Here is a 23519-nt window from a genome sequence, read left to right as displayed (position 1 = left end):
AGTGGCCAAAAAATCATATTTTTTACTCAGCATGAGTTAATTATTAAGAATCACTAATGGCTATGGTTTTAGTATTAACAAACTCTAATATGCCTTCTTTTGATAATTCACGACCATACCCTGACTCTCTTATTCCACCAAATGGTAACCTGGGATCTGAAGCTACAAAAGCGTTAACAAAACAAGCACCAGCTTCTATCTCGTAAGTAGCTATATGCTCTCCTCTCTCCAAATCACGAGTAAACACCGCAGCACCCAAGCCATATTGGCTTTGATTTGCATATGCAAGGCCTTCTTTCTCATTATTGGCTGTAATAAGAGCAATAACAGGTCCAAATAACTCTTCATCGAAAGCTGGCATGCCAGGCGTCACCTGAGTTAATAAAGTTGGTGGATAATAAAAACCTTTTCCGGCGGGAATTATACCACCTACCAATAATTTAGCACCTTGTTTCAGTGATTTTTCTACTTGAATATGTAAGTTTTCGCGCAAGTCGGAACGGGCTAAAGGACCAAGGTTCATTTCCGAATCAAGTGGATTCCCCATTTTAAATGCAGCCATATGTTCCATTATTTTATGTGTCAATTCTTTTTCAACGGATTTTAAAACAATGATACGCTTAGCAGCAATACAGACTTGACCTGAGTTATTAAGTCTTGAATTAACAATACAGCGTGCAGCAAGATCAAGATCAGCGTCTTCAAGAACGACATAGGGATCGCTTCCACCAAGCTCTAACACTGATTTTTTTAAAAATTTTCCTGCATGACTTGCAACAGCACGTCCTGCTCGTCCGCTTCCTGTCAAGGTAACAGCAATAACATAAGGATGTTCTATAACTTTTGCCGCTCCATCATTATCGACGATCAAATGCTGAAAAACGTGTGCTGGAAATCCTGCCTCAAGAAATAATTCTTCTATTTTGTTGCCTGTTCCCGTTGAAATAGGTGCGTGCTTCAATACGGCAACGTTTCCAGCCATAAGTGTGGGAACAGCAAAACGGAAAACCTGCCAAAAAGGAAAATTCCAAGGCATGATGGCAAAAACAATTCCAAGAGGACGATAACATACTTTTGCTTTTTTCATTTCCGTTTGAATAACTTTTGGAGCAAGGTATTCTTCTGCATGCTCTGCAAAATACTCGCATAACCAGGCGCATTTATTAATTTCAGCTCTACCTGCAGTAATGGGTTTACCCATTTCAATTGCCATTAAATGAGCCAATTCATCTGCTTTTGTCTTTAAAAGTTGGGCAAGTTGCAACATTAATGACTTTCTGCGGCTAAAAGACGTTTTTTTCCATTCCAAATATGCTTTATGTGATTCGTTAAGTTTTTTATCAACTTCCTGCTCATTCATGCAATCGTAGCTTTGTATTATTTGTTCAGTTGCGGGATTTACCGTTTGAATTATCATGATGTCTCCATACAGAATAAAGTATATTTAATTAAAGTTATCAACTCTCCTTGCGCACTACTTTTGATTATTGATACTATTTTCATATTCTTAGATTTTCAGAAAAAGCAATAGTAATTTAAATCAATACATTAGTACAATTAATAAATATTTCGGAAAATCCATATTTTAAAAAACGCGCTATTAACACTAGGATAATTAATGAACTTAAGCAAACAGCAATTCCATCCATTACACTACGTAGCGGCTTGGTCAGTGCATCTCTTTACTGCGAGCGCAGCCTGTATCGGTGTCTTTTCATTAGTAAAGATATATCAGCACGAATACATTTTCGCTTTATGGCTTATGTTTATTACCGTTGCTATCGACGCCGTTGATGGAAGTCTAGCTCGCCTGGTTAATATTAAGGAAATTTTGCCCAAGATAGACGGTGCTTTGCTTGATAACATTGTTGACTATTTAAATTACGTTATTACGCCATGTTTTTTCTTACTCGTGAAACCAGGTATGCTCCCACCTGAATACTCTGTCTTTCTTATTGCTGCGGTTTCAATTACCTCTGCTTATCAATTTTGCCAATCTGATGCCAAGACTCCAGATCATTTCTTTAAAGGATTTCCTTGTTACTGGAATATTACCATTTTATATATGTTTATTTTTGATACTTCTGCTGCAACGAATGCCATTATATTAATCATACTCTCCATACTTATTTTTGTACCTGTAAAGTATGTATATCCCTCGAGACTGGACTATTTAACAGAATCCAGAGTATTAAAAATACTCATGCATATCTGTTCTATTATTTATGCCATTAGCTCGATTTGCGTACTTATTAGCTATCCTAATACAAATATCATTTGTCTTAGCCTGTCTTTGGCTTATGTTGGAATGTACTTATTTTTAAGTTTTTACAGAACTTATTACCCTATGATTAAGGCAAAAATTGCCGCACAAAAGGAATAGTTTGTATTGTGGGATAGACTTTGTATTTTTTATGATTAAAATAACCCACAAAATATACTTATTGAGGTAATTATGTCTTTATTTCACCAAATTAATAAATCAATTATTTTCTCTGCAGCTCTCATTAGTTCCGTTCAGGCAGAAAGTATTTTCCCACGTGGATGTGAAGTTACGGGGTTTGGATACAGTCAAAATTATTTGATTTTAAATGAAACAGGAAATCAATCGTACTATTTAATTCAAAATCATTCTGATTCTAAAATTGAATTAGAGCGTGTAAATACAGAAGAAGCCTTTATGAGTCCGCCCTTACATGCTACATTGGATTCAATGAGTTGGGGCGCATTTGCTTCTGATGTTAAAAACTTAAATTTTAAATGTTATAAACGTGTTGACGAAAATACTACTCTAGTGGACTGTCGTAATGTCTTAGAAGTATGTCAATATCCGAGAGTTAAGTTTGCTCTGAGCAATATGGGAAATTATTGGATTTCATTTAATAAACCCCAAGGTGCAATTATCCAGGAATCAGTGGCAAAAGGAATTTACTTAAAATGGTGATATGTGGCTAGAAAAATATTTATTCTTATAGGATGGATTGGTTCACTTATAATCCTGTGTGGTCTTTTGAAGTTTTTCGGGACCACCCTACCTAAACTTCATTCTCAACTTTATTATTTTATTGGCGCTATTGCATTACTTATAACTGCTATTTACTTTAGAATGCTTTATTTTATTGCGCTTCAATTAATACTTATTGCAGGGCATGCAGCAATTTTACTGGGTAGCGGACCTTATACTCAATTTTTCTTACCCATATTAATGTGCTGCCAATTACTCACTTTCTATTTGATGTTCGGTAAGGAAAACAGTGTGTTTTTAATATTGGGAGTTTTTGGTATCGCCTTACTTTCTATGGGATTTGCCTACAATGATAAATGGATATTTTTCTCGGGAAGTACATTAGTTGCTATATATGCTTACTACAGCGGATATAAAGGGTTATCTCCTTCTTATATTTGGGCTATCCTGAATACGATCATTGCACTACTTGCACTTTACCGAATTATCTTCGTATAAATCACATCAGCCCAGCGACCACTCAGATTTTTATATAAGAAAAAGCCTGGGTTGCGTGTTACGCTTCACCCCAGGCTATGAGAACTTCAGATAATTACTTGGATGGAACAATTTCAACATTCAATTTAGCAATAACATCGCTATGAACATGTATCTCAACCACAAAATTACCAATTGAATGCAGAGGACCTTCTGGCATTACAATTTCACGTTTGATCACATCAATACCTTTATCTGTCAAAGCATCCTTGATTTCATTAACACCAACAGAACCATATAGCTTACCTTCGTCACTCGCCATAGCGTTAATCACTAAAGTAGTATCATTCAATTTAGCCGCACGCTGCTCCGCAGTAGCCAAAGATTGTTGGGCTTTTTTCTCAAGCTCAACCCGGCGTTGCTCAAATAATTCTATATTTTTAGGTGTTGCAAAAACAGCTTTATTTTGTGGTATCAAGAAATTTCGACCATAACCCGCTTTGACATTTACTTTATCACCCAGGTTACCTAAATTTCTCACTTTTTCTAATAAGATAACTTCCATCTTAATAACCCCTTAAATTGACTCGCCAACCCCTGAAGGGAAATACGATCTAAAATTAACTAAACTATCTAATGAACCAAGGACCATGTAGGCACATAATACAAAAGTTGGTTTCAAAAATATTAACAACATTAATAAAATGAAGACCTTAACTTGTCTCTTACGAGAAAAAATAAAATAAACCAGACCAAATCCGGAAGCCAAGAAATAACAAAGCACTATGGGGAGTACATTAATAGCTAAAGGAATTTCATAAAAAGCTGCTAAAGAAACCCCCAAGAAAACTAAAAATGAAAGTCTGCCACTACGAAACGCCATTAACTCATTCCTGAGACCTCCAGGTAAAAATAATTTTGCTTGCATTGCTCGCGCAAACATTAAGGAAATTGTCGCAGAAACAAGAACACTTAATATCTGAATTCCAAAAAATAATTGCGCCAAAATTATTGAATTTATGTCATTAAGAGCAGGCCCAACCAGTTCCTGGTATTGTGTCAAAATCATTTTAAACAAATTAAATTGTTCGACAATAAAACCTGGAATCCAAAGTTGGATGAGTAGACACCCCAAAAAAGCCAGTACAAAAAATACTCCGGCGACTGCCTGCCATCGTTCAGTATTTCGCAAGCCCAATGCCGCAAAATAGCATGGAAGATAGGCAATAAGAGTATTAATTAGAGCTCCGGATAATGGTATTAACATCATCAATGGAACAGTATGAATAACAAGTGCAGGTAATAAAACATCAAAACCGGATTTTGCACCCCTCCTTAATGTCACCAAACATACTAAGGCAACTGAAAGCCAAGATGCAAAAGGCAATATTGAAAAAATCACAGCATAAATAATTGCTTGCTGTTTGCTTTCAAGTATCACCTTACATTGTTTTGTTATAAAATTACCTGCACGCATCATTATTATTTATTTATGGCTATCACAATATGGCAACAGACCAAGGAATCTGGCTTGCATAATTGCTCTTGCTAGTTGTCTTTGAAAACGAGTTTGAGTACCAGTAATACGGCTTGGTACAATTTTACCTGTTTCAGAAATATAATTTTTCAGTAAATTGATATCCTTATAATCAATTTCATTACCGCCCTCAGCACTAAAACGGCACATTTTTTTTCTACGGAAATAAGCTGACATAATTAAAACTCCTCTTAAGCAGATCTGGTTTCTTTTTCTTTCTTCATCAAAACAGATTCAGTAGTGATCGCTTGTTTTTGACGAGTAATTAAATTTCTAATAATTGCATCATTAAATTTGAATGCATTTTTAATTTCTTCCAGAGCTTCAAGGCTACATTCAATATTCATAAGAATGTAATGTGCTTTATGTACATCACAAATTGGATAAGCTAATTGACGACGACCCAAGTCTTCTTTACGGTGGATCGCCCCACTGTGCTTACTTATGATCCCTTCATAGCGCTCTACCATTGCTGGTACTTGTTCGCTCTGATCCGGGTGCACAAGAAACATAATTTCATAATGTCTCATGATTTCTCCTTATGGATTAAAGCCTTCTGTTATTTATAACAACAGTAAGGCAAGGTTTAAAAAAAGCTGCTAATTATAACCATTTTAATCGCATCATACAATTATCAAACAATTAAAAATAATTAAATAACTGAGTTAAGCTAAAATCAGATGTCCTATGTAAAATTTTTTATTAATTTATAGTGACAAATATCCATGAATTGAGTTACCGTGCATAAGTTAAATGTCTTTAATTTATAATCAACTTATTTGAAAGTTACAGAGGTAATTAATGGATATAATTTCTCTTCAATTTGAAGAACCTTTAATGATTCATATTGGTGATACAGCTATTAAGATTTTAGCTTTTAAAACACAAGAACATGGAAATATAAAATTTGGTGTCGATGCACCCAGATCCGTGAACGTGCATAGAGAAGAGATTTTTCATGCAATTAAACAAAAAAAACTTTTAGAAACTGTTGAATAATATATCTAAAATGGGGCAGGTATCATCGCGTTCGATTATTTTTCTTTCCGGTTTAATTCTGGCCTTATCCTCTATTATTCTTTTAATAAACCATTTTTTTTTCAAATATCCAGGAAATAACTATTTTCCTGAAGACATCCCATTTCTTGCTTTAGTCTTAATTCTTTTGAACCTTGGTCTCATCCTCTATTTTCCTCAGGACAATAAAATCAGGCAAATTGGACGAGAACTAATTTACTATTTTGCGATAATGAGTGTAATTGCCATCGCAACAAATGCAGTGCAATTAACTCCATTCCCAATCATTGATCCATTTATCGTCATATTCGAAGAGAAGTATATGAATGTCTATATGGAGTCAATAGTATCCTGGACCCATAATCATCCTCAATTTAAATATTTACTGGGTGTAATTTATGACAGCCTTCCATATCAAATGAGTATTTTGCCTATACTGATCATTATCACTCGTCGCTTCCATCTGATCAGAGAATATTATTTCTATATGTTATGCACGGTCCTAATTGGTTTTGGATTTTATTATTTTTTTCCTACTATTGCACCAGCAAGCGTCACCAATAGCCCATTCTTCATGCCTGAGCAAATTGCTACAGGCTTGAAATTCAATCAGATTCATAACCATGTTAATCCAACTACAAATGAAGGAGGATTAATAGCCCTTCCCTCTTTTCATGTGATTTGGGCAATCTTATGTGTAAATCTGCTTAGAGAATGGACCATTCCGTGTATTCTATTATCCATAATTAATGTTTTTCTTATTGCATCCTGTGTTTTATTAGGATGGCATTATTTAATTGATATTATCGGGGGATTTATTGTTTTATGGATTAGCTACTATATGTTGAAATACTGTTCTCAAGAAAAAATATAGCCCATTTGTAGACTGGATCCGTAAAAATTCGTCTTGTTCTAAATTTTTCTTAGTAAACCTGTAGGATGAACAAGTTCATTTTGAATTATTTTCTTATTGTTTAAGTTAAGTACGTGATGACTACTTAACAATTTTTGCAGGGAAGATTGCAGTGTTACACCGCTCTGTTCACTTAAAGGAGGATGTATTTGTACTACCCATCCGCCTTCATATTTTCCAATTTTTACTGGTTCATTAATTACCCTGACTGGAGTTCCGATGGGTACCATTCGAAATAAATACTCGATATCAGCAGGATACATGCGAATGCACCCAGCGCTGACACGCTTGCCAATTCCATCAAGCTTATTTGTCCCATGAATAAGAAACGTTGGCCACCCCAAACGCATAGCATGTTGGCCTAAGGGGTTATAGGGTCCTGAAGGAAACTCATCAGGAAGAAAATCTCCATTTTTTTCTGCTTCAGCGCGCAGATTTTCTGTTGGGCGCCATTTGGGATTTGCTTCTTTGGCTACAATTTTGGTGACCCCTAGTGGGGTATTCCACCCTTCCCGACCGATACCAACAGGAAAAGTAATCACTACGTTCTCATTTTCTGGAAAATAATACAGGCGGTATTCTGCTAAATTAATCACAATTCCCTTTCTAGGAACATTAGGCAATATATATTGTGTAGGAATAATAAGTCCTGAACTAATTGCTAAAGAGCGCCGTGGGTCGATTTGAGGGTTTGTTCTGAGTAGCTCATAATATCCAACATCGAAACGTTTTCCTATCTCATCAATCGTTTCATTTAACTCTGATTGTGCATATTGAACCTCTCCAACTACATCACCTGTTGCAGGGATAACCAAGGTGGTGGCATTAGAAATAGATACCCAAAAGAATTGTATAAAAATCAAGAAGAGCAACCTTTGTTTGATGAAGATCATTTTCAATGAATTATCCATAAACAGAGTCTGATGAAGATAAAGACGTAACCTGGGTTTCCGCTACATATCACCCAGGCTACATATTTCATAAAAATACCAAAAGCAAATTAAAAGCTTTCGTCTACTTTAAACCGCTCGCCATACTTGGACTCAAGGGTCTTAAATAAATTTTCCAAATTATTTGCTCCAAAATCCTTAGCATAGTTCATTGGACCGCCGCGGAACGGAGCAAATCCGGTGCCGAAAATCATACCTGCATCAAGCAAATCTGCATCAGCAACAACTCCCTCACGCAAACAAGCAGCTGATTCATTAACCATTCTTAGGATTAATCGATCTGCAATATGAGGAGGAATTGGCGTACTAGGTTGTTTTTTAATGGGTTTACCATTTTTGTACTGATATAACCCTTGACCTGTTTTCCGACCGAGTTTACCTTCTTTAACCATGTCACGCAGCCTTTGAGGTACAGTTCCACCAAAATGGGCTGTTAAATTTTCAGCAACAGCCAAACCGACATCTAACCCCACTGTATCTGCAAGTTCTACAGGTCCCATGAACATACCAAAAGATAAAGCTGCTTCATCAATAGTTTCAGCACTATATCCTTCATCCAGCAATTGGACACACTCCATGAGATAAGGCATTAATACGCGATTTACTAAAAATCCTGGGCTGGACTTAACCGGTAATGGGAGTTTGCCAATTTGATTGACAAAAGCGCAGGAATTAAGTTCAACTTTCTTGGAGGTTTGTGTGCTACTCACTACTTCAACCAGGTCCATCTTAGCAACTGGATTGAAAAAATGAATTCCAACAAGGCGATTAGGATTCACCATGACACTACTCATTTCATCCAATGGAATACTGGAAGTATTTGTAGCAATAATGGCATCTTTTTTAGCAAGTTTTTCAACTTTTCTCATAATTTCTTGCTTTACAGCAAGATTTTCGAATACCGCTTCAATAATTACATCAGCACGAGCAATACCATGTCCTTCAGGATCAGGAATTAAATTATCCATCGCTGCTTGTATAAGACGAGGCTTGCGCAATTTTTTCTTATATAGCGCATGTGCACGGCCAATTGCCGGAGCAATTTGAGTATAAGATTGATCTTGCAAAGTGACTCGCAGACCACGTAGAGCACACCATGCTGCAATATCGCCCCCCATGACGCCAGCACCTATAACGTGGACATGGTTTGCCTTAAAATCACTGCCTTTTGCAAAACCTTTCAAGCGTTCACGCAAGGTAAAAGCGCGGATTAAGTTTTTTGAAGTAATTCCAGTAGATACTAAACGTTCCACTGAGTCTATCTCTTTCAAATAAGCCCTATCCCCTATGCCGCCTTCTTTCTCCCATAAATCAACAATAGCATAAGGTGCAGGATAATGCTCTCGTCGCACTCGTTTCGCAATATTATGACGCATTAAAGCAGCAATAGGTTTTCTCAACCAAGCACTATTAGTCAGTCGTTGTACAAAGGAAGGTTTATGCTTTGGTGGTTTATTTTTAATGAAATAAACTGCTGCTCGTTTTAACTGACGAACAGGAACGACCTCATCAACCATACCTAAACTCTTAGCTTTTACCGCATGGACTGCATTTCCGGTAAGAATGATTTGTGATAAAGCGTTAAAACCACCGATCAATTGAGGTAATCGTACAGAGCCGCCCCAACCTGGATGGATACCTAACATCACTTCAGGCAAACCGATTCGAGTATCTTTTTCATCACTCGCAACTCGGTAGGTACAAGCCAAAGCCAATTCATAACCGCCGCCCATGCAAAAACCATCAATCATCGCAACGCTAGGAATTGTCAGAGCCTGTAATCGAGCAAATACAGCTTGTCCTTTTCGCAAGAAATCTACTGCTTGGGCTGGAGTCTCAAATTTTGAAAAAGCATTCACATCTGCGCCAGCTATAAATCCTTTTTCTTTGGCTGAATGCACAATTAAGCCTATAGCTTTTTTATCCTGTGAAATTTCATGCAGAAGGCTGTTGAGTTCATCTAATACTTCTTCATTAATGCTGTTTATGGATGTATCTTTTCTATCCAAGCCTAACCACAGAATATTGTCACTATCGCGTTTCAAGTCCCAATGTTTGTAATTATTCATGTCCTTTCACCTCAGTCACTCGTTCAAGATACATAGCCCCGCCCTGTCCTCCACCAATACAGATAGAAGCCATACCTCGAGACTCATTTCTCTGTTCTAATGATTTTAAAACGTGCAATACAATACGCGCACCACTTGCGCCTATAGGATGTCCTGCTGCAATTGCACCACCATCACGATTAAGCTTCTCGAGCGAAGGGCCTCCCCAGGCCTTTTCCAAACCTAACTGGGTGTGGCAATAATTCTCATCATTCCAAGCTGCAACGCAACCCAAAACTTGAGCAGCAAACGCTTCATTAATTTCCCAGCAATCCATGTCTTCAGGTTTTAATTTATGTCTTTGTAAGATAGGAGTTGCTGCATGTACGGGGCCAAGTCCCATTTGCGAAGGATCAAGTGCGGCCCATTGTGAATCCACTATTCTGCCTATAACCTGCAAACCATATTTTTTCACTGCATCAGCACTGGCCAGTAACAACAAACAAGCCCCATCAGTGATTTGCGAACTGTTACCAGGAGTTACCATGCCGTATTTTTTATCAAAAAATGGTTTTAGTTTCGCTAATTTTTCTACGGTTGAATCTGCTCGCAATCCATCATCTTGTGAATAAATATGTCCTTTAGAGCCAATAATCGGTGATACTTCCGACATCCTCTTTTCGTCATAGGCTTTTGCCAGTCTTAAATGGCTTTGATTGGCAAATTCATCCATTTGTTCACGAGTAATATTAAAGCGGTAAGCAACTTTTTCGGCGGTTTGTCCCATGTTCATACCCACTATAGGGTCAGTAAGGCCGCGCAGCAAAGCAATAACCGGAGCAAGATAGCTAGGTCTAAATTGTGTGATTAACCCTAATTTTTGGCCCATACTCTTAGCAGAGTACCAACTGGCCAACCAGGATGCCATTTTTTGATTGAACAATAACGGAGCATGGCTCATGGCATCTGTACCCCCTGCAAGTATCAAATCACTACGGCCACTTGCAATTTGGATGGCTGCATTATCCAATGCTTGCATCCCAGAAGCACAATTTCTCATCACTGTAAATGCAGGCACTTTATCACCACATCCCAGTCGCAAAGAAATTACTCGCGCAATATTTGCCTCATCGGGACTTGGCATTGCACAACCAATAATTACTTCATCCAACTCTGTTGGAGAAAAAGGCTGTCGATTTAATAATACCATCCCTGCAGCTACCGCTAAATCAGATCCAGAAAAAGGACCTATTCCCTTGGCCTTGAGAAATGGTGTTCGATTTCCATCAACAACATACACATCTCGACCATGTAAATTCGACTTCTGTTTCATCGATCCTCCTTATTTTTAAATTGCGGTTACATCACTGCAACGATGTTTCATTAAAAGAATAGATTACTCTCAATTATTCTTTACCAAATTGAGAAGCATACTTCCGTTGAGATACCCCGGATCCTTTAACTTAACGCCATACCTCTTCACTGATAGCAGCTCTGATTTATGAATGATAAAGAGTAGCAGTAATCATGAAAATTTGGAAATTTTTATAAAGCATTACATAAAAAATTATTAAACTAACTTGTTGAAAAAAATGAATACTCTAAGATTGACACAGCAATTTACCCTTCTTTGGATAATTATAGTTCATATTGCTGTATTTAAAGTTTCTTTCCTATGCATCCCATTTTAATTTATAGATAACGCATATTGACGGCATCAAAATACCTGATATACTGCGCAACCATTGATTGGAGAGATGGCCGAGTGGTCGAAGGCGCTCCCCTGCTAAGGGAGTATGGGAGAAATCCCATCGAGGGTTCGAATCCCTCTCTCTCCGCCAGTCAACGCGCCCGTAGCTCAGTTGGATAGAGTATCTGGCTACGAACCAGGGGGTCGGAGGTTCGAATCCTTCCGGGCGCGCCATTCCTAAGATCGAAGAACTAAATAAAAATCACTCCGAAATCTAGAACAAAGCCTCAATGTAATTGGCCCGGAAGGTTCGAACCGAACGAGGTTCGACAAAATGCGAAGCGAAGAGCACGGAGTGCGGCGAAGTATTTTGGACGCGCTTCAGCGCGCCGCGAAGCGGTGAGGAGCGAACAAAGTGAGCAACGAATCTATCCTTCCCTTGAATCTTGGAACTATGCAAATTTAATGCTGCAATTTATTCTTACGCAATAAATCCTTCCGGGCGCGCCATTCTCAATAAAAATCACAAAATAAGAATCACTCCGAAAACTATAACAAAACTCCAATATCATTGGCCCGGAAGTGTTCGAACCGAACGAGGTTCGACAAAATGCGAAGCGAAGAGCACGAAGTACGGCGAAGTATTTTGGATGCGCTTCAGCGCACCGCAAAGCGGTAAGGAGCGAACAAAGTATGCGACGAATCTATCCTTCCCTTGAATCTGGGAACTAATTAAATTTAATGCTGCAATTTAATCCTACGTAATAAAATCCTTCCGGGCGCGCCATTTAAAATCAAAGACTTAAGTTTTTTCCTACAGACTAAGCATCTGGTTTTTGAGAAATTGTGGACTCTTCCCCATTTCCGGGGGCAAATAACAAGAACACAAAACCTTAACTCTTAACCTATAATTTTCAAAGTTAAATAAAATTAAAGCGCCAGCAAGAACGCACCCTATCGAGCATCCATCCCGACTTACTACTTATCCAAGTTATCCTGATATGTCAATACGTGAATTTCACGGATGCAACCGCAAGACATATAAAGCACAATTTGTCATTAATTTTACCGAATAGAGAAATGCTTATGCCAGCAATTCATTATCCCGAGAGATTCGATTTCAAGAAAGAGGTACCAGCTGAATTGAAAATGAGGAGAACCTATTAATGTACGATCGAGCAACCCAAAAAGCCTTATTAATGATTAAAGAGGGAAATAACCTGGATGGTGTTTTAGCACTTTATGAAGCCTGGATGTCAGGAAGCATCTCTGCCGAACTTTTTTTTAAAAAAAATGAACCGCTTGACTCTATCCCATTGACGCAAGAGGTTCTTGAAGCCCGAACAAGATCGCGCGATAGCACGGAAGATATTAAATTAGGATTGTGCTATTTATTAGGTATTGGCATAGCCCAATCGGATAAAAAAGCACAGGAACTTTTTTCTACCCTAGCAGAAAAGCACCATGCTCCAGCACAAAACCTGATGGCATGGATGTATAGAAACAATCGTGCAGGCAAAGAATTAAGCCAGGATGAGCGTGATGACAAAGCAGTTCAATTATACCTACAAGCGGCAACAGCAGGATATGCTCCAGCAAAAAACAACTTGGCATGGATGTATGATGAAGGTCGTGCAGGCAAAGAATTACGCCAGGATGAGCGTGATGACAAAGCAGTTCAATTATACCTTCAAGTGGCAACAGCAGGATATGCCTTAGCCCAATACAACTTGGCATGGATGTATATCGAAGGTCGTGCAGGCAAAGAATTAAGCCAGGATGAGCGTGATGACAAAGCGGTTCAATTATACCTTCAAGCGGCAACAGCAGGAGATGTCCCAGCCCAAAGCAACTTGGCGTGGATGTATGAAAACATGAGCGTGATGACAAAGCAGTTCAATTATACCTTCAAGTGGCAACAGCAGGATATGCCTTAGCCCAATACAACTTGGCATGGATGTATATCGAAGGTCGTGCAGGCAAAGAATTAAGCCAGGATGAGCGTGATGACAAAGCGGTTCAATTATACCTTCAAGCGGCAACAGCAGGAGATGTCCCAGCCCAAAGCAACTTGGCGTGGATGTATCAAAACAATCGTGCAGGCAAAGAATTAAGCCAGAATGAGCGTGATGACAAAGCGGTTCAATTATACCTTCAAGCGATAAGGGCAGCGCATGCGAGTGCTGCATGGAACCTGGCTGTTTTCTATCGGAAAAATAACACCGGCTTAGCCCTTAAATATTTCTCGATTGCCGCGATTTTATATCGACCTGCGGACGTTGATGTCCAGCAGTGCATTACTCAAATAAAAAGCTTTCCTGCAGGCAAAGAATTAAGCCAGAATGAGCGTGATGACAAAGCGGTTCAATTATACCTTCAAGCGATAAGGGCAGCGCATGCGAGTGCTGCATGGAACCTGGCTGTTTTCTATCGGAAAAATAACACCGGCTTAGCCCTTAAATATTTCTCGATTGCCGCGATTTTATATCGACCTGCGGACGTTGATGTCCAGCAGTGCATTACTCAAATAAAAAGCTTTCCTGCATCGGCATTAAAAGACTATGCTTTGGCACGAATTCATCGGTTAGACAGCAAAGCCATAGCCACGCAATGTGCGGCATTCAAGGCGCTTCAGCGCCCCTCCGATTGCTTGTTGTTTATCAATGAAGATTTAGAGCGCCTGGGGGCTAACCATACCTATCTTCGGAGTGTTTTTGAAAAACTCAGCTCCTTTGCCCACGAATCGTCGGTCTTGGCACTGACCGAAAAGGTAGCGCTTGCAAAGTTGCTATTAAAAATGATGGCTCACTTATTTACTACGTTAACAGCTAGTTATCCAAAAATACTCCTGGGGGGGCGCCAATATCCTGAGCCAGTCGAATTCAAGGAAGGGAAAACACCTGAATTGAAGTAGCCTTTGTCGACAATGTTTCGGGAGTGCTGAGGTGCCATACGGTGTTTCTATTGACATCCCTGCCATTACAAAGCAAGTAATCCAACAGCAAACAACAAGGCCAGCAACACGCCAAAGCACCTCGGTAACTACGTTAACAGCTAGTTATCCAAAAATACTCCTGGGGGGGCGCCAATATCCTGAGCCAGTCGAATTCAAGGAAGGGAAAACACCTGAATTGAAGTAGCCTTTGTCGACAATGTTTCGGGAGTGCTGAGGTGCCGTAGTTGTCGACGGCATCCATACACGGTCGCTCATGCCCGTGCGTTTTTGACACTGCTCAACTACGCTATATTTTCAAAGTTAAATAAAATTAAAGCGCCAGCAAGAACGCACCCTATCGAGCATCCATCCCGACTTACTACTTATCCAAGTTATCCTGATATGTCAATACGTGAATTTCACGGATGCAACCGCAAGACATATAAAGCACAATTTGTCATTAATTTTACCGAATAGAGAAATGCTTATGCCAGCAATTCATTATCCCGAGAGATTCGATTTCAAGAAAGAGGTACCAGCTGAATTGAAAATGAGGAGAACCTATTAATGTACGATCGAGCAACCCAAAAAGCCTTATTAATGATTAAAGAGGGAAATAACCTGGATGGTGTTTTAGCACTTTATGAAGCCTGGGTATCAGGAAGCATCTCTGCCGCACTTTTTTTTAAAAAAAATGAACCGCTTGGTACGATCCCATTGACGCAAGAGGTTCTTGAAGCCCGAACAACATCGCACGATAGCACAGATTTTAAATTAGGATTGTGCTATTTATCAGGTATTGGCATAGCCCAATCGGATGAAAAAGCACAGGAACTTTTTTCTATACTGGCAGAAAAGCATCATGCTCCCGCCCAAAACCTGCTGGCATGGATGTATGGCGAAGGTCGTGCAGGCAAAGAATTAAGCCAGGATGGGCGTGATGACAAAGTAGTTAAATTATACCTTCAAGCGGCAACAGCAGGATATGCTCCAGCAAAAAACAACTTGGCATTGATGTATCAAAACAATCGTGCAGACAAAGAATTAAGCCAGAATGAGCGTGATGACAAAGTAGTTAAATTATACCTTCAAGCGGCAACAGCAGGATATGCCTTAGCCCAATACAACTTGGCATGGATGTATATCGAAGGTCGTGCAGGCAAAGAATTAAGCCAGGATGAGCGTGATGACAAAGCGGTTCAATTATACCTTCAAGCGGCAACAGCAGGATATGCCTTAGCCCAAGACAACTTGGCATGGATGTATGAAAACAATCGTGCAGGCAAAGAATTAAGCCAGGATGAGCGTGATGACAAAGTAGTTAAATTATACCTTCAAGCGGCAACAGCAGGACATGCTCCAGCCCAAAACAACTTGGCATGGATGTATCAAAACAATCGTGCAGGCAGAGAGTTAAGCCAGGATGAGTGTGATGACAAAGCAGTTAAATTATACCTTCAAGCGGCAACAGCAGGATATGCTCCAGCACAAAACAACTTGGCATGGATGCATATCGAAGGTCGTGCAGGCAAAGAATTAAGCCAGGATGAGCGTGATGACAAAGCAGTTAAATTATACCTTCAAGCGGCAACAGCAGGATATGCTCCAGCCCAAAACAACTTGGCATTGATGTATCAAAACAATCGTGCAGGCAAAGAATTAAGCCAGAATGAGCGTGATGACAAAGCAGTTAAATTATACCTTCAAGCTGCAACAGCAGGAGATGCCCCAGCCCAAAGCAACTTGGCATGGATGTATGAAAACAATCGTGCAGGCAAAGAATTAAGCCAGAATGAGCGTGATGACAAAGCGGTTCAATTATACCTTCAAGCGATAAGGGCAGCGCATGCGAGTGCTGCATGGAACCTGGCTGTTTTCTATCGGAAAAATAACACCGGCTTAGCCCTTAAATATTTCTCGATTGCCGCGATTTTATATCGAACTGCGGATGTTGATGTCCAGCGGTGCATTACTCAAATAAACAGCTTTCCTGCATCGGCATTAAAAGACTATGCTTTGGCACGAATTCACCGGTTAGACAGCAAAGCCATAGCCACGCAATGTGCGGCACTCAAGGCGCTTCAGCGCCCCTCCGATTGCTTGTTGTTTATCAATGAAGATTTAGAGCGCCTGGGGGCTAACCATACCTATCTTCGGAGTGTTTTTATGAAGCAATACGGTGTTTCTATTGACATCCCTGCCATTACAAAGCAAGTAATCCAACAGCAAACAACAAGGCCAGCAACACGCCAAAGCACCTCGGTAACTACGTTAACAGCTAGTTATCCAAAAATACTCCTGGGGGGGCGCCAATATCCTGAGCCAGTCGAATTCAAGAAAGAGGAACCAGTTGAATTGAAGATGAGGAGAACCTATTAATGTACGATCGAGCAACCCAAAAAGCTTTATTACTGATTAAAGAGGGAAATAACCTGGATGGTGTTTTAGCACTTTATGAAGCCTGGATGTCAGGAAGCCTCTCTGCCGCACTTTTTTTTAAAAAAAATGAATCGCTTGATACCATCCCATTGACGCAAGAGGTTCTTGAAGCCCGAACAAGATCGCGCGATAGCACAGAACTCCAGCACAAAACCTGATGGCATGGATGTATAGAAACAATCGTGCAGGCAAAGAATTAAGCCAGGATGAGCGTGATGACAAAGCAGTTCAATTATACCTACAAGCGGCAACAGCAGGATATGCCTTAGCCCAATACAACTTGGCATGGATGTATGACGAAGGTCGTGCAGGCAAAGAATTAAGCCAGGATGAGCGTGATGACAAAGCAGTTCAATTATACCTACAAGCGGCAACAGCAGGATATGCCTTAGCCCAAAACAACTTGGCATGGATGTATGACGAAGGTCGTGCAGGCAAAGAATTAAGCCAGGATGAGCGTGATGACAAAGCAGTTAAATTATACCTTCAAGCGGCAACAGCAGGATATGCCTTAGCCCAATACAACTTGGCATGGATGTATGAAAACAATCGTGCAGGCAAAGAATTAAGCCAGGATGAGCGTGATGACAAAGTGGTTCAATTATACCTTCAAGCGATAAGGGCAGCGCATGCGAGTGCCGCATGGAACCTGGCTGTTTTCTATCGGAAAAATAACACCGGCTTAGCCCTTAAATATTTCTCGATTGCCGCGATTTTATATCGAACTGCGGATGTTGATGTCCAGCGGTGCATTACTCAAATAAAAAGAGACGCTGCACTCGATGATGAACCGCCTGCTATCGATGAAGCAGGTCTGCAGATGATGAAGCAATACGGTGTTTCTATTGACATCCCTGCCATTACAAAGCAAGTAATCCAACAGCAAACAACAAGGCCAGCAACACGCCAAAGCACCTCGGTAACTACGTTAACAGCTAGTTATCCAAAAATACTCCTGGGGGAGCGCCAATATCCTGAGCCAGTCGAATTCAAGAAAGAGGAACCAGCTGAATTGAAGATGAGGAGAACCTATTAATGTACGATCGAGCAACCCAAAAAGCTTTATTACTGATTAAAGAGGGAAATAACCTGGATGGTGTTTTAGCACTTTATGAAGCCTGGATGTCAGGAAGCCTCTCTGCCGCACTTTTTTTTAAAAAAAATGAATCGCTTGATACCATCCCATTGACGCAAGAGGTCCTGGAGTGTTTTAGCACTTTATGAAGCCTGGATGTCAGGAAGCCTCTCTGCCGCACTTTTTTTTAAAAAAAATGAATCGCTTGATACCATCCCATTGACGCAAGAGGTTCTTGAAGCCCGAACAAGATCGCGCGATAGCACAGAAGATTTTAAATTAGGATTGTGCTATTTATCAGGTATTGGCATAGCCCAATCGGATGAAAAAGCACAGGAACTTTTTTCTATACTGGCAGAAAAGCACCATGCTCCAGCCCAAAACCTGCTGGCATGGATGTATAGAAACAATCGTGCAGGCAAAGAATTAAGCCAGGATGAGCGTGATGACAAAGCAGTTAAATTATACCTTCAAGCGGCAACAGCAGGATATGCTCCAGCCCAAAACAACTTGGCATTGATGTATCAAAACAATCGTGCAGGCAAAGAATTAAGCCAGAATGAGCGTGATGACAAAGCAGTTAAATTATACCTTCAAGCGGCAACAGCAGGAGATGCCCCAGCCCAAAGCTACCTTCAAGCGGCAACAGCAGGATATGCTCCAGCCCAAAACAACTTGGCATTGATGTATCAAAACAATCGTGCAGGCAAAGAATTAAGCCAGAATGAGCGTGATGACAAAGCAGTTAAATTATACCTTCAAGCGGCAACAGCAGGAGATGCCCCAGCCCAAAGCAACTTGGCATGGATGTATGAAAACAATCGTGCAGGCAAAGAATTAAGCCAGAATGAGCGTGATGACAAAGTGGTTCAATTATACCTTCAAGCGATAAGGGCAGCGCATGCGAGTGCTGCATGGAACCTGGCTGTTTTCTATCGGAAAAATAACACCGGCTTAGCCCTTAAATAATAAACAGCTTTCCTGCATCGGCATTAAAAGACTATGCTTTGGCACGAATTCACCGGTTAGACAGCAAAGCCATAGCCACGCAATGTGCGGCACTCAAGGCGCTTCAGCGCCCCTCCGATTGCTTGTTGTTTATCAATGAAGATTTAGAGCGCCTGGGGGCTAACCATACCTATCTTCGGAGTGTTTTTGAAAAACTCAGCTCCTTTGCCCACGAATCGTCGGTCTTGGCACTGACCGAAAAGGTAGCGCTTGCAAAGTTGCTATTAAAAATGATGGCTCACTTATCTCAAGGCGACAACAGCAAAGTGCTAACGGTAGAAGCACAATTAGAAACCATCCAGCCCTATTGTACCTTACTCGTTAAACATCAGCTCGAGGTATTGCTTCACTTGGATAACGAAGCCAAATCTGACTTGGAGGCACTTGCCACCCAATTATTATCCTACGTCATGCTCTTAGATACCAGGCAACATCGTGAGTTCATCCATATGTTTGCCAAGTTACTTGTAGCCATTCCTGATGATTCTGCATTTTGGCAAGAAAACAATAATAATCTAATTCGCTTCTTAATTGCGGCATTTAGTCATGGTGCGCAACCAATGCTCATCAAAAAACAGTGTAGCCCGCTCCAATTTAAAGCGCTGCTCATACATATTATCCAGGCACCATTAGACGCTGCACTCGATGATGAACCGCCTGCTATCGATGAAGCAGGTCTGCAGATGATGAAGCAATACGGTGTTTCTATTGACATCCCTGCCATTACAAAGCAAGTAATCCAACAGCAAACAACAAGGCCAGCAACACGCCAAAGCACCTCGGTAACTACGTTAACAGCTAGTTATCCAAAAATACTCCTGGGGGAGCGCCAATATCCTGAGCCAGTCGAATTCAAGGAAGGGGAACCAGCTGAATTGAAGAGCCTGCTATCGATGAAGCAGGTCTGCAGATGATGAAGCAATACGGTGTTTCTATTGACATCCCTGCCATTACAAAGCAAGTAATCCAACAGCAAACAACAAGGCCAGCAACACGCCAAAGCACCTCGGTAACTACGTTAACAGCTAGTTATCCAAAAATACTCCTGGGGGAGCGCCAATATCCTGAGCCAGTCGAATTCAAGGAAGGGAAAACACCTGAATTGAAGTAGCCTTTGTCGACAATGTTTCGGGAGTGCTGAGGTGCCGTAGTTGTCGACGGCATCCATACACGGTCGCTCACGCCGCTGCCCCTTATTTTTTATAAGGGGCTTCTCTCTTGATTGCCATGATACAAATTTTTTAACTTACAATACTAATAACACCAGCACGTACTAATCCATATAGCGCTTGAAAAACTCTGACTTTTAATCCCTTGATGTGGCTCAACGTATAATTGTTCTGATATCGATTGATGAATGATACGTCGTTTAGCTCCGACTAATCCAGTTTTAGCATCCATATAAGGCCTAATTCCCATTAGATAGGTCAGGCGCAAACAGCCTATAAAAAAATGCAACGCACGTATGTTTTTGTGAGCCGAACTGAGATATATCACCTTGTTGAAAATTACCCTGTAGCAGATTTGTAACAAAGTTAAATATAATCTCTTTTATTTCGGGCAGTTCCATGCAGTAGTTGTTATATTTGTTACATCACAACTCACTGATTTTATTATAATTTATTCTCAATCAATCTGGCTACGAACCAGGGGGTCGATAAAATATTAAAGTATCCTCTATTTAAATAGATTATAGCTTATATTGAAGCATCAAATAATAGTGTTTTTTAAAAGTTTAGGTGATACGATTATAACAAATTAGGAAGAATCACTTACTTCAAAATAAAAGCCCAAATAATCATCTTACTTAGGCTTTTAAAAGTTTAAAATCATTTTTTCTTTCCACCTTTATCTTGTTTGTTAACCGTACGCCAAGCTCGTTCTTCTGCTTCTTTCTTAGATATACCTTTTCATAAGAATCCTCAATGTGTTTTGCCTGTTCGCTTTTGTTTATCTGTATAACTTGATTTATCTCCTTCGCTCATAACGATCTCCTTTTAACTGTATGTCAATTCAAATTTTGAGAACGACACCATCTACAATGCAAGTATAGATATAAAAAATAATTATGAGCTTTCTGAATATTTTATAACTCACTACTTTTTGTATAAATCCAATTATTTTCCCTGGGAAATATTCCTTATAACTTAAAGCACTTTCTAACCGGCTATTGTATTTCCCCCTAAAATAGGAAGAATGAGACCACTGATGTATCCCGAATCCGCATTAGAAGCGAGAAACACATAAGCTGGGGCAATCTCTTCAGGTTGCGCGGGTCGCCCCATAGGAGTGTTTCCACCAAAATTTTTTATACTCTCGCTTGTTCTTTCTGCTGGATTTAAAGGAGTCCAAACAGGCCCTGGTGCTACGCAATTTACGCGAATCCCCTTGTCTATTAAATTTTTAGCTAGAGATTTGGTAAAGGCATGAATGGCTCCTTTTGTGGAAGAATAGTCCAAAAGCTCTTTACTTCCCTCTAATCCCGTAATTGAACCAGTATTGATAATGACACTTCCGGGCTGCATATGTGGTACTGCAAATTTACAAAGATAATAATAGTTATAAATGTTACTGGTAAAGGTAATATTCCATTGGTCCATGCTCACCGCATCCAGATTAGGTTGATGTTTTTGAAAAGCCGCATTATTAACCAAAATGTCTATCTTTTCGAAAAAAGCCAAAGTATCCGTCACTGCTTTTTTGCAAAAATCTGCTTGTTTCAAATCTCCTGCAATAAGCAAAACTTTTCGATCCAAAGATTCAATTTCCTGCTTAATTTTATCTGCATCCCGCTTTTCTTCGGGTAAAAAAACCAGGGCCACATCTGCACCTTCGCGAGCAAAAAGTAACGCAACAGAACGACCTATTCCTGAATCTCCTCCACTTATCAAAGCGACTTTATTTTTTAATTTTCCAGCAGGATGATAGGACTCTGCTTCATAATGAGGCTTTGGGTCCATTTCTTCTTCAATTCCAGGTGGGGTAATGGGTTGCTCCGGAAATGGAGGCTTCGGTTTTTGAGTCATAATAGTATCCTTTCTTTTAATTCATACAAATATATAATAGTACCCTTCCCAGGAATTTAAAGTTGAAAGACAGTAGCTTTAAAAAGCCTGGATCATACCAGCTTGCTTTTTGGGGTATAACTAGAGCGGAAACTCGATTGGTTGTATTCGCATACATTGAATGCGTTTTCCTCAGCGATTGCATTCAACATGCAATATGGCACTCAATTAGTTTGGATTAGCCTGCTAAAAAGGATGTCCGGAATTTCGAGGTAAGATGAAATGGCGAAAAGTAAATTTATAAATATAATGTTTTCCATAAATTGGAAAATATAATCGTGCGAGCTTATATTTAACTAACAAAGCGTAAACGGGTTAATAAATGACTAAAAAAAAGAATAATATAAAAGTGCTGTTTCAAAAATTTTCCGATGTGGTGAGCAAAATTACCGGTAGTGTATGGGCTTTTTTAACCGCACTTTTTTTGATTTTTTTGTGGGTTATTTCTGGACCTGTGTTTAAATTTTCAGACACATGGCAACTCGTAATCAATACAGGCACTACCATTGTGACGTTTCTAATGGTTTTTTTGATTCAACATACTCAAAATCGCGATACTAAAATTATAAACTTGAAATTGGATGAGCTCATTAAATCGATTCAAGCTGCAAGTAATATTACTCTCGATTTAGATGAGTTAAGTGATGAAGAGCTTCAAATCCTAGAAAACAAATATAAAAAAATGTGCGACCAAATTTCTAAGAAAAGAAGTAAATAAATTGTATATCACACAGAAGCAACATTTATTATAGCTAGTACTCTTTTATTTGCTTCTTGTTTAAAGAAAGAAAAAATTTCTATTCCCATATATATAGTTATTTTTCTTGAAGCTTTTATTGGCGTACTAAGTGTTAGTTTGATCTTCAGAACACAGTATCTTTTGATAGAATATATTTATGTAAAACCATCAGACTTTACATTAGACTTCCGTCATTCATCAATTTTATAAGAATTTATTGTTTGCTCAAGCTCTGCAACCACATCAAGGACATCTGAAAATTTAGGCACTTGACCAAAAATCATACCTGCCATTGCCTGATAATCACGATTAAGCAGCTGCCTCATTTTTTGTGTTGGTATTAAAGCAAACGATCCTAAACGTGCATGTTTCAAATTTAGATCGGCACTATTAAAAAATAATTGTGCATGACGAGCGCAGTCTATTGCTAGCCCGTGATCTTTTTTGGACTTCATTTCCTATTTCTGAATGCATTAATTGATAAATGTCATAATAATGACGAGATACTCGATGGCCATTCTGTCGTAACTCTCCACGATTTTCATACCAACACCTAATACCGTGTAAAATGATCACCTTATCCCAAAAAGTCCTTGATGGTTCAATAGTTATAATATTTTCCCCAGAAGATTATTATGGGAAATTTCTGTAGCTACATAGG

General features: G+C 39.5%; 27 protein-coding genes, 2 tRNA genes and 1 pseudogene. 18 read left to right on the top strand and 12 right to left on the bottom strand.

Annotated elements, in window-relative coordinates:
* Nucleotides 1-43: 43 nt before the first annotated feature.
* Nucleotides 44-1417 (bottom strand): NAD-dependent succinate-semialdehyde dehydrogenase, encoded by a 1374-nt coding sequence (locus LXO92_RS10545; protein WP_182352667.1) that lies wholly within the window; start codon nt 1415-1417, stop codon nt 44-46.
* Between the two features lie 201 nt (nt 1418-1618).
* Between LXO92_RS10545 and pcsA the strand changes: the two genes are divergently transcribed.
* The 3 genes from pcsA (at nt 1619) to LXO92_RS10530 (ending at nt 3463) form a co-directional block, all read left to right on the top strand.
* On the top strand, nt 1619-2383 hold the full coding sequence (gene pcsA / locus LXO92_RS10540) for a phosphatidylcholine synthase (protein ID WP_182352666.1): 765 nt from the start codon (nt 1619-1621) through the stop codon (nt 2381-2383).
* A 72-nt stretch (nt 2384-2455) separates the two neighbouring features.
* Nucleotides 2456-2944, top strand: coding sequence for an enhanced entry protein EnhB (locus LXO92_RS10535; RefSeq protein ID WP_182352665.1), 489 nt, complete (start codon nt 2456-2458; stop codon nt 2942-2944).
* Nucleotides 2945-2947: 3 nt separating this feature from the next.
* Entirely contained in the window at nt 2948-3463 is a 516-nt protein-coding gene (locus LXO92_RS10530; protein ID WP_182352664.1) for a hypothetical protein, read from the top strand.
* A 94-nt stretch (nt 3464-3557) separates the two neighbouring features.
* Here the strand turns inward: LXO92_RS10530 and rplI are convergent, their stop codons facing one another.
* From rplI to rpsF, 4 genes are read right to left on the bottom strand one after another with little or no spacing between them, the layout of a single operon-like run.
* Nucleotides 3558-4007: a 50S ribosomal protein L9 gene (gene rplI, locus LXO92_RS10525; protein WP_182352663.1), complete on the bottom strand. Its 450-nt coding sequence runs from the start codon at nt 4005-4007 to the stop codon at nt 3558-3560.
* Between the two features lie 12 nt (nt 4008-4019).
* Nucleotides 4020-4922 (bottom strand): hypothetical protein, encoded by a 903-nt coding sequence (locus LXO92_RS10520; RefSeq protein WP_182352662.1) that lies wholly within the window; start codon nt 4920-4922, stop codon nt 4020-4022.
* Between the two features lie 6 nt (nt 4923-4928).
* Nucleotides 4929-5156, bottom strand: a complete 228-nt coding sequence (rpsR, locus tag LXO92_RS10515; RefSeq protein ID WP_010653600.1) for a 30S ribosomal protein S18 — start codon at nt 5154-5156, stop codon at nt 4929-4931.
* Between the two features lie 14 nt (nt 5157-5170).
* Nucleotides 5171-5509, bottom strand: a complete 339-nt coding sequence (rpsF, locus tag LXO92_RS10510) for a 30S ribosomal protein S6 (RefSeq protein WP_182352661.1) — start codon at nt 5507-5509, stop codon at nt 5171-5173.
* Between the two features lie 271 nt (nt 5510-5780).
* Here rpsF and LXO92_RS10505 point away from each other — a divergent pair, with 271 nt between their 5' ends.
* On the top strand, nt 5781-5978 hold the full coding sequence (locus LXO92_RS10505; RefSeq protein ID WP_182352660.1) for a carbon storage regulator: 198 nt from the start codon (nt 5781-5783) through the stop codon (nt 5976-5978).
* A gap of 10 nt (nt 5979-5988) precedes the next feature.
* Nucleotides 5989-6870 (top strand): phosphatase PAP2 family protein, encoded by an 882-nt coding sequence (locus tag LXO92_RS10500; RefSeq protein ID WP_232890946.1) that lies wholly within the window; start codon nt 5989-5991, stop codon nt 6868-6870.
* A gap of 38 nt (nt 6871-6908) precedes the next feature.
* Here the strand turns inward: LXO92_RS10500 and LXO92_RS10495 are convergent, their stop codons facing one another.
* The 3 genes from LXO92_RS10495 to LXO92_RS10485 all read right to left on the bottom strand — a co-directional run bounded on the left by LXO92_RS10495 (nt 6909) and on the right by LXO92_RS10485 (nt 11240).
* On the bottom strand, nt 6909-7772 hold the full coding sequence (locus LXO92_RS10495; protein ID WP_232890945.1) for a L,D-transpeptidase family protein: 864 nt from the start codon (nt 7770-7772) through the stop codon (nt 6909-6911).
* Between the two features lie 137 nt (nt 7773-7909).
* Entirely contained in the window at nt 7910-9928 is a 2019-nt protein-coding gene (locus tag LXO92_RS10490; protein WP_182352658.1) for a 3-hydroxyacyl-CoA dehydrogenase NAD-binding domain-containing protein, read from the bottom strand.
* The gene (locus tag LXO92_RS10485) at nt 9921-11240 is read right to left on the bottom strand and encodes an acetyl-CoA C-acetyltransferase (RefSeq protein WP_182352657.1); all 1320 of its coding nucleotides are present in this window, start codon (nt 11238-11240) and stop codon (nt 9921-9923) included. Before LXO92_RS10485 ends, LXO92_RS10490 begins: the two co-directional genes overlap by 8 nt.
* Before the next feature lie 418 nt (nt 11241-11658).
* On the opposite strand from LXO92_RS10485, the gene LXO92_RS10480 reads away from it, so the two are divergent.
* The 12 genes from LXO92_RS10480 (at nt 11659) to LXO92_RS10425 (ending at nt 20165) form a co-directional block, all read left to right on the top strand.
* Nucleotides 11659-11748: transfer RNA gene (locus LXO92_RS10480), tRNA-Ser, on the top strand.
* A gap of 6 nt (nt 11749-11754) precedes the next feature.
* A tRNA-Arg gene (locus tag LXO92_RS10475) sits at nt 11755-11831 on the top strand.
* 932 nt (nt 11832-12763) lie between these two features.
* Entirely contained in the window at nt 12764-13534 is a 771-nt protein-coding gene (locus LXO92_RS10470) for a tetratricopeptide repeat protein (protein WP_233291539.1), read from the top strand.
* On the top strand, nt 13510-14511 hold the full coding sequence (locus LXO92_RS10465; protein ID WP_233291538.1) for a tetratricopeptide repeat protein: 1002 nt from the start codon (nt 13510-13512) through the stop codon (nt 14509-14511). Before LXO92_RS10470 ends, LXO92_RS10465 begins: the two co-directional genes overlap by 25 nt.
* Before the next feature lie 31 nt (nt 14512-14542).
* Nucleotides 14543-14737 carry a hypothetical protein gene (locus tag LXO92_RS10460; RefSeq protein WP_233291537.1) on the top strand — a complete coding sequence of 65 codons (195 nt, stop codon included), beginning with the start codon at nt 14543-14545 and terminating at the stop codon, nt 14735-14737.
* A gap of 362 nt (nt 14738-15099) precedes the next feature.
* The gene (locus LXO92_RS10455; RefSeq protein WP_233291536.1) at nt 15100-16911 is read left to right on the top strand and encodes a tetratricopeptide repeat protein; all 1812 of its coding nucleotides are present in this window, start codon (nt 15100-15102) and stop codon (nt 16909-16911) included.
* Nucleotides 16911-17129, top strand: a complete 219-nt coding sequence (locus tag LXO92_RS10450) for a hypothetical protein (RefSeq protein ID WP_233291535.1) — start codon at nt 16911-16913, stop codon at nt 17127-17129. Before LXO92_RS10455 ends, LXO92_RS10450 begins: the two co-directional genes overlap by 1 nt.
* 8 nt (nt 17130-17137) lie before the next feature.
* Nucleotides 17138-18007 carry a tetratricopeptide repeat protein gene (locus tag LXO92_RS10445; RefSeq protein ID WP_233291534.1) on the top strand — a complete coding sequence of 290 codons (870 nt, stop codon included), beginning with the start codon at nt 17138-17140 and terminating at the stop codon, nt 18005-18007.
* A complete protein-coding gene (locus LXO92_RS10440) occupies nt 18007-18195 on the top strand; it encodes a hypothetical protein (RefSeq protein WP_233291533.1) in 189 nt (62 codons plus the stop codon). The genes LXO92_RS10445 and LXO92_RS10440 overlap by 1 nt, the downstream gene beginning before the upstream one ends.
* A 7-nt stretch (nt 18196-18202) precedes the next feature.
* The gene (locus LXO92_RS10435; protein ID WP_233291532.1) at nt 18203-19015 is read left to right on the top strand and encodes a tetratricopeptide repeat protein; all 813 of its coding nucleotides are present in this window, start codon (nt 18203-18205) and stop codon (nt 19013-19015) included.
* A gap of 38 nt (nt 19016-19053) precedes the next feature.
* Complete coding sequence (locus tag LXO92_RS10430) at nt 19054-19968, top strand: hypothetical protein (RefSeq protein WP_233291531.1); 915 nt, start codon at nt 19054-19056, stop codon at nt 19966-19968.
* Entirely contained in the window at nt 19965-20165 is a 201-nt protein-coding gene (locus tag LXO92_RS10425; protein WP_232890935.1) for a hypothetical protein, read from the top strand. The genes LXO92_RS10430 and LXO92_RS10425 overlap by 4 nt, the downstream gene beginning before the upstream one ends.
* Before the next feature lie 133 nt (nt 20166-20298).
* Here the strand turns inward: LXO92_RS10425 and LXO92_RS10420 are convergent.
* A pseudogene (locus tag LXO92_RS10420) lies at nt 20299-20521 on the bottom strand (hypothetical protein); the annotation flags it as partial.
* A 692-nt stretch (nt 20522-21213) separates the two neighbouring features.
* Nucleotides 21214-22080: an SDR family oxidoreductase gene (locus LXO92_RS10415; protein WP_182352603.1), complete on the bottom strand. Its 867-nt coding sequence runs from the start codon at nt 22078-22080 to the stop codon at nt 21214-21216.
* Between the two features lie 361 nt (nt 22081-22441).
* On the opposite strand from LXO92_RS10415, the gene LXO92_RS10410 reads away from it, so the two are divergent.
* A complete protein-coding gene (locus LXO92_RS10410; protein WP_182352602.1) occupies nt 22442-22837 on the top strand; it encodes a low affinity iron permease family protein in 396 nt (131 codons plus the stop codon).
* Between the two features lie 212 nt (nt 22838-23049).
* On the opposite strand, the gene LXO92_RS10405 is transcribed toward LXO92_RS10410, so the two are convergent.
* Both LXO92_RS10405 and LXO92_RS17295 read right to left on the bottom strand, forming a co-directional pair.
* Nucleotides 23050-23313: a hypothetical protein gene (locus LXO92_RS10405; protein ID WP_182352909.1), complete on the bottom strand. Its 264-nt coding sequence runs from the start codon at nt 23311-23313 to the stop codon at nt 23050-23052.
* Entirely contained in the window at nt 23249-23434 is a 186-nt protein-coding gene (locus LXO92_RS17295) for a hypothetical protein (protein WP_182352601.1), read from the bottom strand. Before LXO92_RS17295 ends, LXO92_RS10405 begins: the two co-directional genes overlap by 65 nt.
* Nucleotides 23435-23519 lie beyond the last annotated feature (85 nt).

This window comes from Legionella resiliens (assembly GCF_021344005.1).
GTDB lineage: Bacteria > Pseudomonadota > Gammaproteobacteria > Legionellales > Legionellaceae > Legionella > Legionella resiliens.
The sequence above is the reverse complement of the archived record's forward strand: the minus strand, read 5'-3'. Positions and strand labels throughout refer to the sequence as shown.

Excerpts from the sequence above, each read along its gene's own strand:
- LXO92_RS10455 (WP_233291536.1), top strand. The coding sequence starts at position 15,100 with ATGTACGATCGAGCAACCCAAAAAGCCTTATTAATGATTAAAGAGGGA.
- LXO92_RS10545 (WP_182352667.1), bottom strand. The coding sequence starts at position 1,417 with ATGATAATTCAAACGGTAAATCCCGCAACTGAACAAATAATACAAAGC.
- LXO92_RS10405 (WP_182352909.1), bottom strand. The coding sequence starts at position 23,313 with ATGAAGTCCAAAAAAGATCACGGGCTAGCAATAGACTGCGCTCGTCAT.
- LXO92_RS10445 (WP_233291534.1), top strand. The coding sequence starts at position 17,138 with ATGTATAGAAACAATCGTGCAGGCAAAGAATTAAGCCAGGATGAGCGT.
- rpsF (WP_182352661.1), bottom strand. The coding sequence starts at position 5,509 with ATGAGACATTATGAAATTATGTTTCTTGTGCACCCGGATCAGAGCGAA.
- LXO92_RS10520 (WP_182352662.1), bottom strand. The coding sequence starts at position 4,922 with ATGATGCGTGCAGGTAATTTTATAACAAAACAATGTAAGGTGATACTT.
- rplI (WP_182352663.1), bottom strand. The coding sequence starts at position 4,007 with ATGGAAGTTATCTTATTAGAAAAAGTGAGAAATTTAGGTAACCTGGGT.
- rpsR (WP_010653600.1), bottom strand. The coding sequence starts at position 5,156 with ATGTCAGCTTATTTCCGTAGAAAAAAAATGTGCCGTTTTAGTGCTGAG.
- LXO92_RS10450 (WP_233291535.1), top strand. The coding sequence starts at position 16,911 with ATGTACGATCGAGCAACCCAAAAAGCTTTATTACTGATTAAAGAGGGA.
- LXO92_RS10425 (WP_232890935.1), top strand. The coding sequence starts at position 19,965 with ATGATGAAGCAATACGGTGTTTCTATTGACATCCCTGCCATTACAAAG.
- LXO92_RS10415 (WP_182352603.1), bottom strand. The coding sequence starts at position 22,080 with ATGACTCAAAAACCGAAGCCTCCATTTCCGGAGCAACCCATTACCCCA.
- LXO92_RS10490 (WP_182352658.1), bottom strand. The coding sequence starts at position 9,928 with ATGAATAATTACAAACATTGGGACTTGAAACGCGATAGTGACAATATT.
- LXO92_RS10440 (WP_233291533.1), top strand. The coding sequence starts at position 18,007 with ATGTACGATCGAGCAACCCAAAAAGCTTTATTACTGATTAAAGAGGGA.
- LXO92_RS10435 (WP_233291532.1), top strand. The coding sequence starts at position 18,203 with ATGTCAGGAAGCCTCTCTGCCGCACTTTTTTTTAAAAAAAATGAATCG.
- LXO92_RS10505 (WP_182352660.1), top strand. The coding sequence starts at position 5,781 with ATGGATATAATTTCTCTTCAATTTGAAGAACCTTTAATGATTCATATT.
- LXO92_RS10470 (WP_233291539.1), top strand. The coding sequence starts at position 12,764 with ATGTACGATCGAGCAACCCAAAAAGCCTTATTAATGATTAAAGAGGGA.
- LXO92_RS10535 (WP_182352665.1), top strand. The coding sequence starts at position 2,456 with ATGTCTTTATTTCACCAAATTAATAAATCAATTATTTTCTCTGCAGCT.
- LXO92_RS10500 (WP_232890946.1), top strand. The coding sequence starts at position 5,989 with ATGGGGCAGGTATCATCGCGTTCGATTATTTTTCTTTCCGGTTTAATT.
- LXO92_RS10485 (WP_182352657.1), bottom strand. The coding sequence starts at position 11,240 with ATGAAACAGAAGTCGAATTTACATGGTCGAGATGTGTATGTTGTTGAT.
- LXO92_RS10410 (WP_182352602.1), top strand. The coding sequence starts at position 22,442 with ATGACTAAAAAAAAGAATAATATAAAAGTGCTGTTTCAAAAATTTTCC.
- pcsA (WP_182352666.1), top strand. The coding sequence starts at position 1,619 with ATGAACTTAAGCAAACAGCAATTCCATCCATTACACTACGTAGCGGCT.